The 13,408-nt window shown below is 71.8% G+C and carries 13 protein-coding genes; 1 reads left to right on the forward strand and 12 read right to left on the reverse strand.

Translation table 11 applies throughout. From position 1 onward, the window contains the following. Window positions 1-15: 15 nt before the first annotated feature. From IF04_RS35515 to fmt, 4 genes are all read right to left on the reverse strand, one after another. Window positions 16-639 carry a TetR/AcrR family transcriptional regulator gene (locus tag IF04_RS35515; RefSeq protein ID WP_051830714.1) on the reverse strand — a complete coding sequence of 208 codons (624 nt, stop codon included), beginning with the start codon at window positions 637-639 and terminating at the stop codon, window positions 16-18. Window positions 640-837: 198 nt separating this feature from the next. After that, window positions 838-2,265 (reverse strand): RsmB/NOP family class I SAM-dependent RNA methyltransferase, encoded by a 1,428-nt coding sequence (locus IF04_RS0105100; protein WP_030251550.1) that lies wholly within the window; start codon window positions 2,263-2,265, stop codon window positions 838-840. A 43-nt stretch (window positions 2,266-2,308) separates the two neighbouring features. After that, the gene (locus IF04_RS0105105; protein ID WP_030251553.1) at window positions 2,309-2,749 is read right to left on the reverse strand and encodes a hypothetical protein; all 441 of its coding nucleotides are present in this window, start codon (window positions 2,747-2,749) and stop codon (window positions 2,309-2,311) included. A 98-nt stretch (window positions 2,750-2,847) separates the two neighbouring features. Then, window positions 2,848-3,786, reverse strand: coding sequence for a methionyl-tRNA formyltransferase (gene fmt, locus IF04_RS0105110; protein ID WP_030251556.1), 939 nt, complete (start codon window positions 3,784-3,786; stop codon window positions 2,848-2,850). 230 nt (window positions 3,787-4,016) lie between these two features. Between fmt and IF04_RS0105115 the strand changes: the two genes are divergently transcribed. After that, window positions 4,017-4,538 (forward strand): hypothetical protein, encoded by a 522-nt coding sequence (locus IF04_RS0105115; protein ID WP_030251558.1) that lies wholly within the window; start codon window positions 4,017-4,019, stop codon window positions 4,536-4,538. 261 nt (window positions 4,539-4,799) lie between these two features. Here the strand turns inward: IF04_RS0105115 and IF04_RS0105120 are convergent, their stop codons facing one another. The 8 genes from IF04_RS0105120 to IF04_RS0105155 form a co-directional block, all read right to left on the reverse strand. Continuing rightward, entirely contained in the window at window positions 4,800-6,944 is a 2,145-nt protein-coding gene (locus IF04_RS0105120) for a primosomal protein N' (protein WP_030251560.1), read from the reverse strand. A 135-nt stretch (window positions 6,945-7,079) separates the two neighbouring features. After that, window positions 7,080-8,288, reverse strand: a complete 1,209-nt coding sequence (gene metK / locus IF04_RS0105125; protein ID WP_030251563.1) for a methionine adenosyltransferase — start codon at window positions 8,286-8,288, stop codon at window positions 7,080-7,082. Between the two features lie 240 nt (window positions 8,289-8,528). Then, entirely contained in the window at window positions 8,529-9,737 is a 1,209-nt protein-coding gene (gene coaBC / locus IF04_RS0105130; protein ID WP_030251565.1) for a bifunctional phosphopantothenoylcysteine decarboxylase/phosphopantothenate--cysteine ligase CoaBC, read from the reverse strand. A gap of 135 nt (window positions 9,738-9,872) precedes the next feature. Further along, window positions 9,873-10,145: a DNA-directed RNA polymerase subunit omega gene (gene rpoZ / locus IF04_RS0105135; protein ID WP_006382157.1), complete on the reverse strand. Its 273-nt coding sequence runs from the start codon at window positions 10,143-10,145 to the stop codon at window positions 9,873-9,875. A 66-nt stretch (window positions 10,146-10,211) separates the two neighbouring features. After that, window positions 10,212-10,817 (reverse strand): guanylate kinase, encoded by a 606-nt coding sequence (gmk, locus tag IF04_RS0105140; protein ID WP_078599869.1) that lies wholly within the window; start codon window positions 10,815-10,817, stop codon window positions 10,212-10,214. Between the two features lie 39 nt (window positions 10,818-10,856). Then, window positions 10,857-11,180, reverse strand: a complete 324-nt coding sequence (locus IF04_RS0105145) for an integration host factor (protein ID WP_030251572.1) — start codon at window positions 11,178-11,180, stop codon at window positions 10,857-10,859. Window positions 11,181-11,405: 225 nt separating this feature from the next. Further along, complete coding sequence (gene pyrF / locus IF04_RS0105150) at window positions 11,406-12,254, reverse strand: orotidine-5'-phosphate decarboxylase (protein ID WP_030251575.1); 849 nt, start codon at window positions 12,252-12,254, stop codon at window positions 11,406-11,408. Beyond that, complete coding sequence (locus IF04_RS0105155) at window positions 12,251-13,360, reverse strand: quinone-dependent dihydroorotate dehydrogenase (protein ID WP_030251576.1); 1,110 nt, start codon at window positions 13,358-13,360, stop codon at window positions 12,251-12,253. The genes pyrF and IF04_RS0105155 overlap by 4 nt, the downstream gene beginning before the upstream one ends. Window positions 13,361-13,408: the final 48 nt, after the last annotated feature.

Below are 13,408 nucleotides of genomic sequence, written 5' to 3' on the forward strand. Positions count from 1 at the left end.
CGGAGCGGGGTACGGCTAAGGAGCGGGGTCCGGCTTCGGGAGGCGCGGTACGCACCCGGACAGCGCCAGCTCGACCATGGCGTCGGCCTGCGAGTCGAGCAGCGCGTCCGAGCGGACCTCGGTACGGAACATCACCGTGCCCGACCACATGTCGATCAGCAGGTCCACGTCGATGTCCGCGGGCAGATCGCCGCGGGCCACCCCGCGCTGGACCGCGGCGCGCGCGAACTGCCGCCGCGGGCCCAGTACTTCGGTACGGAAGCGGTGCAGCACGACCGGGTCGCCGATGGTCGCCCACAGGGAGGACAGCAGCCTGCCGCGGCTCTCCCCCACGTCCCGCACGATCTGCGCGAAGAGCTCGCGCATCTCGGCGCGGGTGTCCCCGAGGTCGGGGATGTGCTCCACCCCGGCGTTCCGGATGAGCAGCTCGCCGACGAGCGCGGACTTGTTGGCCCAGCGGTTGTAGACCGTCTTACGGGTGACGCCGGCCCGGGCCGCGACCTTCTCGATCGTCAGCTCCAGATAGCCCAGCTCCTCCAGGAGCCCGGCCGCGGCGTCCAGGACCTTGCCGTCCAGCTCGGGGTCTTTGGGACGGCCGCCGCGGGCTGCTTCGGTCTTCGGGGTACGACGCGAACTCATGGTGCACTCCGCAGCGGCAAGGGGAGAGGGGCCGGCGGATCCCCGCCGGCAGGCCAACAACGTACGACGGGCCACCCACCCGGTCAATACTTCAACGGAAACGCACTGTCCCCGATCACCAGCTACTCCCTGCCCCGCAGGGCCGAGCAGCTCTCCGAGTTAGAACCCAGAGCGTCCCCTAACTCACGCGCCACCTTCTCACGCCGTGCGGCGCAGCAGCGCCAGGTACATCGCGTCCGTACCGTGCAGATGCGGCCAGAGCTGGACGTCCGGGCCGTCGCCGAGGGCCGGGACCCCGGGCATCAGCGGCCGGGCGTCGACGAACTCGGCGTCCACGCCCTGCTCCTTCAGTACGTCGTCGACGACCGCGCGGGTCTCCGCCGGATGCGGCGAGCAGGTCGCGTACCCGACGACCCCGCCGACCCGTACGGCCCGCAGCGCCTGCCGCAGCAGATCGCGTTGGAGCGGCGCGAAGCCGTCCAGGTCCTCGGGGCGGCGGCGCCAGCGCGCCTCCGGACGGCGGCGCAGCGCGCCCAGGCCCGTACACGGCACGTCCACCAGGACGCGGTCGAAGGCGCCGGGGCGCCAGACCGGACGCGTACCGTCGGCGGCGACCACCTCGTACGGCCCGGGGTTGCCCGCCAGCGCCCGCGCGACCAGCCGCGCACGGTGCGGCTGCTTCTCCGCGGCGAGCAGCGCGGCACCGCGCTCCGCCGCCAGCGCGCCCAGCAGCGCCGCCTTGCCCCCGGGGCCCGCGCAGGCATCCAGCCAGCGCGCGTCGGACCCGTCCACCGGCGCGTTGGCCAGCGCGACGGCCACCAGCTGGCTGCCCTCGTCCTGCACCCCCGCACGGCCCTCCCGTACGGCGTCCAGCGCGCCCGGCTCGCCGCCCTCGGTGAGCCGGACCGCGTACGGCGACCAGCGCCCCGGCAGCCCGTTCTCCTCGCCGACCGCGTCGAGCAGCTCGTCGGGGGTGGACCGGCCGGGCCGGGCGACCAGCGTCACCTCGGGCCGCTCGTTGTCCGCCTCCAGCAGGTCCTCGATCCCGGCCCGGCCACCGCCCAGCGCGTCCCACAGCGCCGAGACGACCCACCGCGGATGCGAGTGCACGACCCCGAGGTGATCCTCCGGATCCTCGTCGTACGGCGGCGCGACCCGCTCCAGCCAGCCGTCCAGATCATCCGCCGCGATCTTCCGCAGCACGGCGTTGACGAACTTCGCCCGCCCGTCACCGAGCACCACCCGCGCCAGCTCGACGCTCGCGCTGACCGCGGCGTGCGTGGGAATCCGCGTACCGAGCAGCTGATGCGCGCCCAGGCTCAGCACGTCCAGGACCGGCGGGTCGACCTCGCGCAGCGGCCGGTCCACGCACGCCGCGATGATCTCGTCGTACGTGCCCTGCCGGCGCAGCGTCCCGTAGACCAGCTCGGTCGCCAGCGCGGCGTCCCGTCCGTCGAAGTTCCCCGCCTCGCGCGCCTTGCGCAGCAGCGGTGGCAGGACGAGGTTCGCGTACGCGTCCCGCTCGTCGACCGCGCGCAGGGCCTCGAACGCGAGAATGCGTACGGGGTCCTTCTTGGGCCTCCGATGGGGCTTGCTGCCGGGACGACGACGAGGCTGGTCGCTCACGAGAAAGGTGCTCCGCTGCTGACGAGGACGAATCCCACCCAGCCTACCGTCGCAGCAGGTCACCCCAGCCGCCCTGGATCATGGTCTGGAACGCCCACGCCCCGTCCCGTTTCACCAGCACATCGGCATACCGCACGGCCTGCGACTGCCCGCCGACGGTGAACACGGCGTCCGTGAACACCACGGCGAGCGACGCACTGAGGAAATGCGGCGTCCGCGTCGACTCGAACGACACCTCCTCACCACCGCCCATCACCTCCCCCATCGTCCGCACGAACTCGGCCCGGCTCCACTGCCCGGTCCAGCCGTCCCCCTTCGAGTCATCACTCACGAGATTGAGCGGGAAGACGGCCATGTCCGCCATCCCCTCGACATCCACCTCGGCGCTCAAGGTGTCGTACCGCGCGAACCACTCCTCCAGCCCGCGCAGATCCTCCTCCGTCGCCGCATACGGCCCCGCCTCCGGCACCACGAACTCCGCCATACCGCCTCCCCCTCTAATCAAACTTGACTACTTGCCGACAGGGTAATACCGGGCCCTCCACTCATCAAACTTGATTAATCGCCCTCCGTGGGCGTTCCTCAGCCGTCCAGCCGCTCCCCGGCCTCGATCCGCACCCCACGCGCCCAGTCCGCCGCGGCCATCGGCTTCTTGCCCTGCGGCTGCACCCACTGCAGCTGTACGGCATGGCTGCCGGTCCCCACGAACACGGCCTTCTTCGTGGCCGCGATCTCGCCGGGCGCCAGCTCCGGATCCGTACGGTCGGGCACCAGCGCCACCGACATCACCTTCAGCCGCTCGCCCCGGAAGAGCGTCCAGGCACCGGGCGCGGGGGCGCAGCCGCGCACCACCCGGTCCACCCGCAGCGCGGGCGCCGACCAGTCGATCTTCGCGTCCTCGACCTCGATCTTCGGCGCGAGCGTGATGCCCTCGGCCGGCTGCGGCACCGCCTGCAGCGTGCCGTCCTCGATGCCGTCCATGGTCGCGGCCAGCAGCCCGGCCCCGGCGAACGCGAGCCGGGTCAGCAGATCGCCACTGGTGTCCGTCGGCCGGACGTCCTCGGTCAGTACGCCGAAAACGGGCCCTGAGTCCAGCCCCTCCTCGATCCGGAACGTCGAAGCACCGGTCACCTCGTCACCCGCCAGCACCGCGTGCTGGACCGGCGCCGCGCCGCGCCACGCGGGCAGCAGGGAGAAGTGCAGGTTCACCCACCCGTGCGCGGGAATGTCCAGCGCGGACTTCGGAAGCAGCGCCCCGTACGCCACGACCGGGCAGCAGTCGGGCGCGATCTCGCGCAGCCGGGCCTGGAAGTCCTCGTCCCGCGGCCGGGCGGGCTTGAGCACCTCGATGCCGGCCTCCTCGGCACGCTGCGCGACCGGGCTGGCGACGAGCCGGCGGCCACGCCCGGCCGGGGCGTCCGGCCTGGTCACGACGGCCACCACCTCGTGCCGGTCCGACGCGATCAGGGCGTCCAGGGCGGGCAGGGCGACCTCGGGGGTACCGGCGAAGACGAGCCTCATGGGTGGCGTACTACCTCTCAGCGCTGCGGAAAGACACACCAGTCTATGGGGCGTCAGAAGCAGGGGCGTACGGGTTACCGCACGCCCCAGCTGAAAGCTCGTACGCCCCCATACCGTGACCCCACCCGGCGCTGTCGCGTTGGTCAAACGACATTGACCACTGCGGACCGCCGACCCGGTCCACGAAATCCGTCTTCTTCCGCTTCAACGCCGGTTCGAGAGGCTTGTTCATGGCCGACCACGCAACCCACGACGCCCAGGCGCGCGCCAGTCTTCATCTACTGGTGCGGGACATCGAGCGGGTCCGCCGGCAGGTGGACGCACTGCGCACGCTCACCGCACAGCTCGGCAACGTCTACCGTCCGCGGCGCACCGGCCCCTCCACGGGCTTCGTCGTGTACGGACGCGCCCCGGCACCCACGGTGCGCCTCGCCCAGGAGCTGCGCGACAGCGTCGAGACGCTCGTCACGGCCGCGGTCGACTTCGACCGTTCGCTCGGCTTCTCGTGGGACGCGGTCGGTTCGGCACTGGGCGTCACCAAGCAGGCGGTCCACCGGCGCTACGGCGCCCGCCGCACCACCCCCCAGCCCCCGGCCGAAGCTCAGGACACCCCCCGCCCGGCCGAACCCGCCCACCCGGTCTCCGTGTCCCCGGCCCCCTCCGTGCCCGCCGCCCGCACCATGCCGCCCCAGTCCCCGGTCCCCCAACAGGACCCTCGCGCCGGCGCTTTCCCCAGCCCCCGCAACGGCTGACCAGCACGCCTGCCTGAGCCTCGCACGCACGCCGACGCACTACGAGGCGCACCACGACGCACCGCTTCCTCCCCCACTACGGGAGGGGGCGGGCCGCAGCGGGTGGGTGTTCGGACGTAAAGCGAAGCAGTCCGAACACCCACCCGCGGAGGCCCGTCACCGCACCCGATACAACCCAGCCCGTCCGGCGCTTGAGGACAACCGTCACTGGGCGCAGCCCGACGAAACCGCACCGCTGGGGCACCAGCGCACCGGAGCCGGCTAGCCCAGATCCAGCGGATCGACCCGCACCCGAACCGCCTCCCCCTCCCGCCGAACCATCCGAGCCGCCCAAGCCGCCTTCAAAGCCGCGGCCATCGCCGCCCCCTCCCCCGGCGGCACCCGCACAAGCACCCGCTCCCAGGCGACCCCCACCGGCGGATCCTCCGCCCGTCTCGGACGCCCCGAGACGGCGGCCGGCACCGGCACCGGCCCCAACACCTCCGCCGAAGCCGGCAACGAAGCCCCCCTCACCAGCTCAGCCACGTCCTCCGGACGCCCGGCCACGGACGCCATCCGAGACACCGGCGGAAACCCGAGCTCCGCCCGCTCAGCGAGCTCCCGCACCGCATGCCCCACCGGATCCCACCGCACCAGCGCCTGCACCGGCCGCAGCGTCGGCTCCCCCGTCACCACGACGACGCCCCCGTCCTCCGCCCCGCGCACCAGCGCGCCGGCGCCCAGCCAGCGCCGCAGCGCCTCCTCCCCCGCCCGCAGATCGGGTCGGTTCAGCAACGCCCACCCATCCAGCAGCAGCGCCGCCGCATAACCGCCCACCGCGACCGGCTCGGCCCCAGGCGTGGAGACAACAATCGCCGGCCGGTCCGGCACCGTATCCAGCACATGGTCCCGCCCGGACGTCCGCACCGGCACTCCCGGAAACGCCCGCCCCAGCTCCTCCGCCGTCCGGCGCGCCCCCACGACCTGCGCCCGCAGCCGCGCGTGCCCGCACTCCGTACAGTGCCAGTCCGGCGCAGCCGTACCGCACCAGCCACAGCACAGCACGCTGTCCTGGTCCGCCGCCTCCAGCGGCCCCGCGCAGTGCCGGCAGCGCGCGGGCTCGCGGCACCGCGCGCAGGCCAGCCGCGGTACATAACCCCGTCGCGGAACCTGGACCAACACCGGCCCCCGGGCCAGCCCGGCACGCGCCGTCTGCCAGGCGAGCGAGGGCAGCCGGGCGGCGCGCGCCGCCTCGTCGCGCGCCGTCTCCGCGTCGCCGATCGTGCGGACCAGCGGCGCCGCCGCCCGCACCTGGTCGCGCCCGGCCTCCAGCGACCGCGCCCACCCGTTCTCCACGAGCTGCGCGGCCTCGACCGTGCGCCCCAGATCGCCGATCAGACACGCCGCCTTCTCGTGCACCGCCCGCAGCAGCAGCACGTCCCGCGCGTGGGGGTACGGCGCGTGGTCGTCACTGTGGGCGGTGTGCCCGTCGTCCCAAATGGCGACGAGCCCCAGATCGGCCACCGGCGCATACATCGCCGCGCGCGTCCCCACGACGGCCCGCACCGCGCCCCGGCGTATCGAGAGCCAGCGGCGGTACCGCTCCTCCGGGCCGGAATCCGCCACCAGCACGGCATGCATGCCTCGCCCGACCAGCTCGGTCAGCGCGGCGTCCACCCGGGCCACCGAACGCCCGTCGGGCAGCACGACCAGCGCACCCCGCCCCGACGCCAGCGTCGCCGCCATCGCGGCGGCCAGCTCCCACGGCCAGTGCGGCCCCGGCAGCGCGGTCCACACGGCACGGGGCGAGCCACCGCCCGCCAGCGCCTCGATGAAGCCGGGCCCGTCCGGATACCGCTCCCAGCTCGCGAGCGCGGGCACCGCGGGCGGGGGCGGCGGCGCGGGGAAGCGCTCCGCCTCGGCCTTGGCGTGCCTTGGCGGAATGGCCAGCTGGAGTACGTCGGCGAGCGAGCCGGCGTACCGGTCGGCCACCGCGCGGCACAGGGCCAGCAGGGGCGGGTTGAGGACCGGCTCCGGGGAGACGACCTGGGCGAGGGCCGCCAGCGGGCCGCGGTAGTCGGACTCGGCGATGCGCTCGACGATGTACCCGTCGAGCAGGCCGCCGCCCTCGCGCCGGCCCTCGCGCACCCGGCTCGTCCCCGCGCCGAACCGGACCCGGACCCGGACGCCGGGCTGCGCCTCCTCGTCCATCGCGGCGGGCACCGCATAGTCCCAGAGCTTGTCCAGATGCACCGGGCCCTTGTCCACCAGGACCCGGGCCACCGGCCGCTCCTTGGCCAGCTCGGCGCCGCGCCAGGTCCGCGGCCTGGCCTTCGGCGCCTTCTTCTTGGCCTCCCGCACGGTCTCCCGGATCAAGGCCAGCTGCTCCCCCTGCTCCCCGGCCCCCGCCCCGTTCTCGCTGCTCACACCCTCAGTCTTAGCAGACCGCACTGACAGTGCCCGCAGCCCGCGGGGCACGAAGCGGGGCATGGTCGGCCGGAAACGCCTCCGGGCCCGTACCGCAGCAGCGGCACGGGCCCGGAGGCAGGAAGAGCGGGTGGCTTACAGGCCCGCGGCCTTGCGGAGGGCATCGACGCGGTCCGTGCGCTCCCAGGTGAAGGCGTCCAGCTCGCGGCCGAAGTGGCCGTACGCGGCGGTCTCGGCGTAGATCGGGCGGAGCAGGTCGAGGTCGCGGATGATCGCGGCCGGGCGGAGGTCGAAGACCTCGCTGATGGCCTGCTCGATCTTCTCGACGTCGACGGTGGCGGTGCCGAAGGTCTCCACGAAGAGACCGACCGGCTCGGCCTTGCCGATCGCGTAGGCGACCTGGACCTCGCAGCGCTGGGCCAGGCCCGCCGCCACGACGTTCTTCGCGACGTAGCGCATGGCGTACGCGGCGGAGCGGTCGACCTTGGACGGGTCCTTGCCGGAGAAGGCGCCGCCGCCGTGCCGGGACATGCCGCCGTAGGTGTCGATGATGATCTTGCGGCCGGTGAGGCCCGCGTCACCCATCGGGCCGCCGATCTCGAAGCGGCCGGTCGGGTTCACCAGGAGGCGGTAGCCCTCGGTGTCGAGCTTGATGCCGTCCTCGATGAGCTGGTTGAGGACGTGCTCGACGACGAACTCGCGGATGTCGGGAGCGAGCAGCGAGTCCAGGTCGATGTCCGAGGCGTGCTGCGAGGAGACGACCACGGTGTCCAGGCGGACCGCCTTGTGACCGTCGTACTCGATGGTGACCTGGGTCTTGCCGTCGGGGCGGAGGTACGGGATGGTGCCGTTCTTCCGGACCTCGGACAGGCGCTTGGACAGCCGGTGCGCGAGGTTGATCGGGAGCGGCATCAGCTCCGGGGTCTCGTCGCAGGCGTACCCGAACATCAGGCCCTGGTCGCCGGCGCCCTGCTTGTCCAGCTCGTCCTCGTCGCCCTCGACCCGCTTCTCGTAGGCGGTGTCGACACCCTGGGCGATGTCCGGGGACTGCGCGCCGATCGATACGGAGACACCACAGGAAGCGCCGTCGAAGCCCTTCTTGGAGGAGTCGTAACCGATCTCCAGGATCTTGTTCCGCACGAGGGTGGGGATGTCGGCGTAAGCCTTCGTGGTCACCTCGCCGGCCACGTGCACCAGGCCGGTGGTGATCAGCGTCTCGACGGCGACCCGGGAGGCCGGGTCCTCCTTCAGGAGCGCATCGAGGATGGTGTCGCTGATCTGGTCAGCGATCTTGTCGGGGTGGCCCTCGGTGACGGACTCCGAGGTGAACAGGCGGCGGGACACATCGCTCCCTGGGGTTGCAGCGGCTGCTGTCTGATCATTGACGGACCGGCCGAGAGCTGCGCTCGGCGCGATCCACGGCCAGTTTATCGGTCGGGCGTCCCGTTCGGGCACGCAGTCTCGTTCTGTGGATGCGCCGTGACCAGGGACACCCTGCCATCCGACCCTGGGGCACCGCTCAACGGTAGGCCGCAACAAGGGTGTTTACCGTGGCCGACGGGCCGGAATGGGCTCATCGAGTGATCAGGAAATTCGCTCGGCGACCAGGTCCCAGACCGTGTCGGCCAGGGCCTCCTTGGGCCCGTGGGGCACGGGGGTCTCGGTACCGTCGGCGGCCAGCACGACCGCCTCGTTCTCGGCCGAGCCGAAGGTCTTGTGCTCCCCGACCTCATTGACGACCAGCAGGTCACAGCCCTTGCGGGCGAGTTTTTGCCGGCCGTTCGCCAGAACGTCATCCGTCTCGGCGGCGAACCCGACGACGATTTGCCCGGGACGCGCCCGGTCGGCGGAGATTTCCGCGAGGATGTCGGGATTGCGCACCAGCTCGATCGGCGGCTGCTCCACGTCGTCCCGCTTCTTGATCTTGCCGGGGGCGTACTGGGCCGGGCGGAAGTCGGCCACGGCGGCCGCCATGACCACGGCGTCGGCGTCGGCCGCCGCCTTCAGTACCGCCTCGCGCAGCTGGACGGCCGTGCCGATGTGGACCACGTCCACGCCCGCCGGGTCGGGCAGCCCGGTCTCCCCCGTGACCAGCGTCACGCGGGCGCCGCGCGCCACGGCCGTACGGGCCAGCGCGTACCCCTGCTTCCCGGAGGAACGGTTGCCCAGGTACCGGACGGGGTCCAGCGGCTCGCGGGTGCCGCCGGCGCTGACCACGACGTGCCGGCCCGCGAGGTCCGCGGTGACCGCCTCGGGGCCGCGCGCCAGCACCCGGCGGCAGACCTCGAAGATCTCGGCCGGGTCGGGGAAGCGGCCCTTGCCGGTGTCGACGCCGGTCAGCCGCCCGACGGCGGGCTCGATCACGATCGCGCCGCGGCGCCGCAGAATCGCGACGTTCTCCTGGGTGGCCGGGTGCTCCCACATCTCGGTGTGCATCGCCGGGGCGAAGATCACCGGGCAGCGGGCGGTGAGCAGCGTGTTCGTCAGTAGGTCGTCGGCCAGGCCGTGCGCCGCCTTGGCCAGCATGTCGGCGGTACAGGGAGCCACCACGACCAGGTCGGCGCCCTGGCCGATGCGGACATGCGGGACCTCGTGCACGGACTCCCAGACCTCGGTCGAGGCCGGCTTCCCGGAGAGCGCGGCCCAGGTCGCCTCGCCCACGAAGTGCAGCGCGGAGGCGGTCGGCACCACGCGGACGTCGTGCCCGGACTCGCTCAGCCGCCGCAGCAGCTCGCACGCCTTGTAAGCGGCGATCCCGCCGCTGACCCCCAGGACGACCTTGGGCTTGTCCATCGTCTTCGCTGCTCCCCGAGCCAGGGCGCCCCTGCGCCGAACACCTTTGTGCACCTGTACGTGTACGTACCCATGACACACCAAGGGCCCGGCAATCGCGTTGCCGGGCCCTTGGTGAAGAAAACGCTCGCGGCCTTACTGGGCCGGGCCCTCCACGGCCTCGGAGGTCAGCAGACCCGCGTTGATCTCGCGCAGCGCGATCGAGAGGGGCTTCTCGTGGACGTGGGTGTCCACCAGGGGGCCGACGTACTCGAGCAGGCCCTCGCCGAGCTGCGAGTAGTACGCGTTGATCTGGCGCGCACGCTTCGCGGCGTAGATCACGAGGCTGTACTTCGAGTCGGTGGCCTCGAGAAGCTCATCAATCGGCGGGTTGATGATGCCCTCGGGCGTTGAGATGGAAGAGGACACTCTCTGCCTTCCGAAGGGGTTGATCAGGGAATTTCCGGAGAAACCGCAACTAAAGGATTGCGAAAGTCATTCTCCGGAGTTATTCAGCATCAAGGCTAGCAGCTCACGGGAGACGTCCTCGACGGAGGTGTTGACGCACGTCTCGTCGAACTCCTTCTCGGCGGCCAGCTCGACGCGCGCGGCCGCCAGCCGGCGCTCGATCACCTCGGCCGACTCCGTGCCCCGGCCGGTGAGCCGGCGGACCAGCTCCTCCCAGCTCGGCGGGGCCAGGAAGACCAGCCGCGCCTCGGGCATGGACTCACGGACCAGCCGGGCGCCCTGGAGGTCGATCTCCAGGAGGACCGGCTCGCCCGCCGCCAGGTGGTCCAGGACCGCCTGGCGCGGGGTGCCGTAGCGGTTTCCCGCGAATTCCGCCCACTCCAGCAGCTCACCATTGGCGATCAGCTTGTCGAATTCCTCGTCGTCGACGAAGAAGTACTGGACGCCGTGCCGCTCGCCGGGACGCGGCTTGCGGGTGGTGGCCGACACCGAGAGCCATACCTCGGGGTGGACCTTGCGCATATGGGCGACGACCGTGCTCTTGCCGACCCCGGAGGGGCCGGAGAGCACGGTCAGCCGCGGTTGTCTGTCCGGGGTTGCCGGGGTCGCCCCCCGGGAGACTGCAGAACTCATGCAGCGATTATTCCAGCTCCCTGGGGATGCCTGAGCACCTCAGGAAGCGGCGTTGCCGAACTCACGCTCAAGAGACGCGATCTGGTTGGAGCCGAGACCGCGCACGCGGCGGCTCTCGGAGATGCCGAGCCGCTCCATGATCTGCTTGGCGCGGACCTTGCCGACGCCGGGCAGGGACTCAAGGAGGGCGGAGACCTTCATCTTGCCGATGACGTCGTTCTCCTGACCCTGCTTGATGACCTCGTGGAGGGAGGCACCGGAGTGCTTGAGCCGATTCTTGACCTCGGCGCGCTCCCGGCGAGCCGCGGCGGCCTTCTCGAGCGCGGCTGCGCGCTGTTCAGGGGTAAGGGGCGGAAGAGCCACGCCTACGTCACCTCGGATGTCGAACTGTCGGATACGGACCGGTGTGGAACCTAGTCGCCCCGCACCTGCGGAGCAACGAACAACGCGCTTACGTGCGGTGCTCTCGTCGGAGACTAGCGGGCGAGGGCGCCAGAGTCAGCGAGAACAGACGAAAAGTCCTGGTCAGCCTCTGCCGACCAGGACATTTCGGTACCAAACCACCGGGGAAAATGCCGGTGGCTGTCACTAACCGACCGCTGCGGCCACATCCTCGGCGAATCGAGCCGCCGCATCGCGCAGACCTGCGGCGTCCGGACCGTGACGCAGAACACCCCGGCTGACACTCGGGACCACATTGCGCACAGCGGCCCCGAAGACCTCCGGGAGGTCCGCGGGGGTCGCTCCCTGCGCACCGATACCGGGTGCCAGCAGCGGCCCGTTCACGGCGAGGTCGTACGAGGACAGATCGCCCAGCGTCGCGCCCACGACGGCCCCGAAGGAGCCCAGGGGCTCGGCGCCCGCGTTCTCCTCCTTGAGGTGGGCGAGCATGGTGGCCCCGATGGTGGCGCCGTCGGCCCGTACGGCGTGCTGTACCTCCTGGCCCTCGGGGTTGGAGGTGAGTGCCAGCACGAAGAGGCCGCAGCCGTTCTCCTTGGCCAGGTCCACGGCAGGCTTCAGGGAGCCGTAGCCCAGGTACGGGCTGACCGTGAGCGCATCGGAGAAGAGCGGGCTGTCCTTGCCGAGGAAGGTGTCGGCGTACGCGGCCATCGTGGAGCCGATGTCGCCGCGCTTGGCGTCCATGAGGACCAGCGCGCCCCGCTCCCGGGCCTCGGCGACGGCGGTCTCCAGTACGGCGATGCCCTTGGACCCGAAGCGCTCGAAGAACGCGGCCTGCGGCTTGAAGACGGCGACGTGCTCGCCGAGCGCCTCGACGACGGTACGGGTGAACCGGGCCAGGCCCGCGACGTCGTCGTTCAGGCCCCAGTCGGCCAGCAGCGAGGCGTGCGGGTCGATGCCGACGCAGAGCGGGCCACGGGTGTCCATGGCGCGGCGCAGGCGGGCACCGAAGGGCTCGGGAGTGCTGCCGGAGGTCATGAGGTCACCTTCTTGTGCTCGGCGCCGACGGCCTCGGCGAGGGTGGCGTACGGGCTCGTGGCCAGGCGCGCGGCGAGGCCCTTGTGGATGGCGCGGCACCAGAAGGGGCCCTCGTAGATGAAGGCGCTGTAGCCCTGGACGAGGGTGGCGCCGGCCAGGATGCGCTGCCAGGCGTCCTCGGCGTTCTCGATGCCGCCCACCCCGATGAGGGTGATGCGGTCCCCGACGCGGGCGTACAGGCGGCGCAGCACTTCGAGGGAGCGCTCCTTGACCGGGCGGCCGGAGAGCCCGCCGGTCTCCTGGACGAGCGCGGGGTCGGACTTCAGGCCCAGGCCCTCGCGGGCGATGGTGGTGTTGGTGGCGATGATGCCGTCCAGGCCCAGCTCCACGGCGAGGTCGGCGACCGCGTCGACGTCCTCGTCGGCCAGATCGGGGGCGATCTTGACGAGGAGGGGCACGCGGCGGTCCGTGACTGTGCGGTCCGCGGCCTCGCGTACGGCCGAGAGCAGCGGGCGCAGGTGGTCGACGGCCTGGAGGTTGCGCAGGCCGGGGGTGTTCGGCGAGGAGACGTTGACGACGAGGTAGTCGGCGTGACCGGCGAGGCGCTCGGTCGAGGTCACGTAGTCGCCGATGGCCTCGGACTCCGGTACGACCTTGGTCTTGCCGATGTTGACGCCCAGCGTCGTCCGGAAGGCGGCCTTGCGGGCCGCCAGGCGGGCCGCCACGGCCGCGGAGCCCTCGTTGTTGAACCCCATGCGGTTGATGAGCGCGCGGTCCTTCACGAGGCGGAAGAGGCGCTTCTTGGGGTTGCCGGGCTGCGGCTGCGCGGTGACCGTGCCGATCTCGACGTGGTCGAAGCCGAGCATGGTCATGCCGTCGATGGCGACGGCGTTCTTGTCGAAGCCGGCGGCGAGCCCGAAGGGGCCGTGCATCCGGCGCCCCAGGGCCTCGACGCGCAGCTCCTTGTAGCGCGGCGCGAGCACGGCGGCGACGAAGGTCCGCAGGACGGGGACGCGGGCGGCCAGCCGGATCCAGCCGAAGGCCAGGTGGTGGGCCTGCTCGGGGTCCATCCGCTTGAAGAACAGGTTGAAGAACAGCTTGTACACAGGAATGTCCTCATGCAGAGGGGGACACCGTGGTCCGGTGTCCCCCTC

The organism is Streptomyces violens (genome assembly GCF_000717745.1).
GTDB classification, from domain to species: Bacteria; Actinomycetota; Actinomycetes; order Streptomycetales; family Streptomycetaceae; genus Streptomyces; species Streptomyces violens.

What these genes read in the sequence shown, in the direction of transcription:
- IF04_RS35515 (WP_051830714.1), bottom strand. Translation starts at nt 639, where the DNA reads ATGAGTTCGCGTCGTACCCCGAAGACCGAAGCAGCCCGCGGCGGCCGT.
- IF04_RS0105105 (WP_030251553.1), bottom strand. Translation starts at nt 2,749, where the DNA reads ATGGCGGAGTTCGTGGTGCCGGAGGCGGGGCCGTATGCGGCGACGGAG.
- fmt (WP_030251556.1), bottom strand. Translation starts at nt 3,786, where the DNA reads ATGAGGCTCGTCTTCGCCGGTACCCCCGAGGTCGCCCTGCCCGCCCTG.
- IF04_RS0105115 (WP_030251558.1), top strand. Translation starts at nt 4,017, where the DNA reads ATGGCCGACCACGCAACCCACGACGCCCAGGCGCGCGCCAGTCTTCAT.
- coaBC (WP_030251565.1), bottom strand. Translation starts at nt 9,737, where the DNA reads ATGGACAAGCCCAAGGTCGTCCTGGGGGTCAGCGGCGGGATCGCCGCT.
- gmk (WP_078599869.1), bottom strand. Translation starts at nt 10,817, where the DNA reads ATGAGTTCTGCAGTCTCCCGGGGGGCGACCCCGGCAACCCCGGACAGA.
- pyrF (WP_030251575.1), bottom strand. Translation starts at nt 12,254, where the DNA reads ATGACCTCCGGCAGCACTCCCGAGCCCTTCGGTGCCCGCCTGCGCCGC.